Genomic DNA, 3,039 nt, shown 5'->3' on the forward strand with positions numbered 1-3,039 from the left:
GAAAAAATAAAACAGGCTACATTAATATTGGCCTGTTTTTAGAATGCAAAAAATGTATTAGCATATCATGAAATATTTTTTCAAGGAATAATATTTTTTTCAATTAAAACAACATAAGTAATTATTGATGCAGCAATTAAAAATAAAATAATATCTCTTCAGGTTGGAATAATAATTCTATATTTTGTTCTTTTAGCATATGGATTATATCCTCTCGTTTCCATTGCGTTAGACAAGTCCTCTGCTTTTGCAAAAGCTGTTACAAAAAGAGGAATTATTAATGTTGTAAACGATTTAATTTTATCTTTTAGTTTACCGTTTTTGTAATCGACACCACGACTTGATTGAGACTTAGTAATTCTTTGTGCTTCTTCCAATAATGTTGGTATAAATCTTAGGGCAATATAAATTATCATAACAATAACATGTGTAGGAATAAAAAGCAATTTTAATGGTAATAAAATGTCGTCAATAGCTCTTGATAACAACATTGGTTTAGTGGTATTCACCATTAAGCTAGTTACCATAATCATAATATAAACACGCAAAACTAGTCCAAGTGTTCTAGCTATAATTTCTCACGAAATATGATAGTCGCCACCTAAATGAATAGGCAAAGGATACCAATTTTTTAATTCTTTATATTGCTCAGTTCAAACTCCATTGCCATCATATATTTTGACTTTCATTGTATAAACATTAACTCAAAATAGAAAGAAGCCAATTAACAGAGGCATAATTCATAACTTTAAAGCAGCCACAGCACTTTTAGTTTCAATCAAATATAAAACTAGCAAAGGAACTAATAATATACCAAGGGTAATAAAATCTTTGGCAATAAAAGTTAATACAATATAAATGATTGCAAAGACAATTTTGAATCTAGGATCCATTTTATGCACTATGGTATCATTCATCATATAACGGCCATAATTGCTATTCATTATTTAGATCCTTTCTTTAAAGCAAGATAGCTATTAATAAATTTTGCTAATTCATCAATAGAGGTCACTCTTGGAACTTTAATTCCCTTTTCTTCTAGTTTTGTAACAAAAGATAATAATTTTGGTGGCTCCATATTATTTTCTTCAAGAAATTTAGTATCTCTTAAAACATCATGAGTGTCGCCATCTTTAACTATTTTGCCTTTTTTAAAGACTAATACTCTGTTAGTGTATTCAAGCACATTGTCAAGGTCATGAGTTACAATGATAATAGTTTTTCCCTGCTTGTGCAATTCTTTAAAAATATTTAGTATTTCCACAACACCCACAGGGTCAAGGCCAGCAGTTGGCTCATCGGCTATGATAAAATCAGGTTCGATAGCTAGTATTCCAGCAAGTGCTACTCTTCTTTTTTGGCCACCAGATAATTCAAATGGTGATTTTTTTAAATAACTTTTATCAAGTCCAACTTGCTCTAAATACTTCGATGCTCTTTCAAATGCTTCAAACCTATTTACACCGAAAGATCTAGGCCCAAAAGCAATATCTTTTTCAATAGTTTCTTCAAAAAGTTGATATTCGGAAAACTGAAAAACAACACCAACTCTTTTGCGAATATCTTTTGCTTTTTTAACTTTTTTTCTAAATGAAGGTTTAATTGTAAAACTATCTAAAAATTTTTCTTTTTGCTTTGTTTTACGGTTATATTTTTCATTTTCAAATGATCACTCAATTGAGCCATTATCTGGAAGTAATAAGGCATTAAGATGTTCGATAAAAGTGGTTTTTCCACTTCCTGTTTGACCTATTATTCCGATAAATTCACCTTGATTAATTTTGCAACTAACATCATCGATGGCAACAAGTTCATGTGGAGTTTTGCGTAAAAATGAATGAGACAAATTTTTTACTGTTATTTGCATATTTGACTAATCAACTCCTTTTCATCATATGTTGGTTTAACGCCGTTAATTCTTTCGCTAAGTTTGTAAATAAAAGGGGAATCTATTTTAGCTAATTCGATAATTTCTTTATTATTGAGTATTTCAGCAGGCGAACCAGAAGCAACAATCTCACCTTTTGAAAATACAAGGCAATAATCAGCTAATATAGCTTCATCCATATCATGTGTAATTGAAATTAAAGTTTTGCTCTTTTCTTTTTGCACTTTGTGAATGATGTCTAATACTTTTCTTTTTCCTAATGGATCAAGCATACTTGTAACTTCATCAAATATAATTATATTAGGATCAAGTGCTAAAACTGATGCAATCGCAACACGTTGTTTTTGACCACCTGATAATGATTGAGGAGTTTTTTGTAAGTACTCTTCCATTCCAACTTCAGCGGCCAATTTATCAATAATAGGTTTCATTTCTTTATGGGGTACACATTTGTTTTCAAGTCCAAATGATATGTCGTCTTCAACAGAAGCACCTATAAATTGATTGTCAGGATTTTGAAAAATAATACCTATTTTTTGGCGAATTTCTCTAAGCGTTTCTTTACTTATAACAGTGCCATCTAATTCAATAAAACCATCAGCAGGTTTATATAATGCTACTAGCAATTTAGAAAAGGTACTTTTACCAGAACCATTATGCCCTAAAATAGCTACATACTTGTTGTTTTGTATTTCAAGGTTTAGCTTGTTGATAGTGTTATTTTGAGCGCTTGGATATTTAAATACTAAATCTTTAACCTTAATCATAGGTTTAATTATATTATTAAAGCGAAATTTTAAAAATATTTTATAAAGCAGGCTAATTATTCCGCTTACTTCCATTATCAAACAAATTGAGCCACCTGTTTTTCTAAAAAAATAGGGGATAATTATTGGTATGAATAAAACAGGTGATAGAGAAAACTGAATTTCAAGAAGTGAAAGAATAGTTAGCGCAATAATACACAATTTAAATTTTACTAACGAAAGGTTGGCGCGCATGTGCGACGTTAGCATTTCAACAATAAAAAGATGAAAATTAAAAATCAAAAAAGCAAATGGCAAAGTTGTTGTAAGTCATAATAATACAAATAATCAAAATGCCAAAAAATATAGTGATGAAGATATAAGAAAAATTGGAGAAATATATGA

Annotated in this window: 4 protein-coding genes; 1 reads left to right on the forward strand and 3 read right to left on the reverse strand. The window is 29.7% G+C overall.

What is annotated here, in order from left to right; translation table 4 throughout:
- Positions 1-38: 38 nt before the first annotated feature.
- From T386_RS0104110 to T386_RS0104120, 3 genes are read right to left on the reverse strand one after another with little or no spacing between them, the layout of a single operon-like run.
- Positions 39-944 (reverse strand): energy-coupling factor transporter transmembrane component T family protein, encoded by a 906-nt coding sequence (locus T386_RS0104110; RefSeq protein ID WP_029513852.1) that lies wholly within the window; start codon positions 942-944, stop codon positions 39-41.
- On the reverse strand, positions 944-1,867 hold the full coding sequence (locus T386_RS0104115) for an energy-coupling factor transporter ATPase (RefSeq protein WP_029513853.1): 924 nt from the start codon (positions 1,865-1,867) through the stop codon (positions 944-946). Before T386_RS0104115 ends, T386_RS0104110 begins: the two co-directional genes overlap by 1 nt.
- Positions 1,858-2,655 carry an energy-coupling factor transporter ATPase gene (locus T386_RS0104120; RefSeq protein ID WP_029513854.1) on the reverse strand — a complete coding sequence of 266 codons (798 nt, stop codon included), beginning with the start codon at positions 2,653-2,655 and terminating at the stop codon, positions 1,858-1,860. Before T386_RS0104120 ends, T386_RS0104115 begins: the two co-directional genes overlap by 10 nt.
- A 130-nt stretch (positions 2,656-2,785) precedes the next feature.
- Between T386_RS0104120 and T386_RS04415 the strand changes: the two genes are divergently transcribed.
- Positions 2,786-3,039: hypothetical protein (locus tag T386_RS04415; RefSeq protein ID WP_036459833.1), on the forward strand; the 254-nt coding region annotated here is incomplete at its 3' end.

The organism is Mycoplasmopsis primatum ATCC 25948, assembly GCF_000702785.1.
Lineage (GTDB): Bacteria > Bacillota_I > Bacilli_A > Mycoplasmatales > Metamycoplasmataceae > Mycoplasmopsis > Mycoplasmopsis primatum.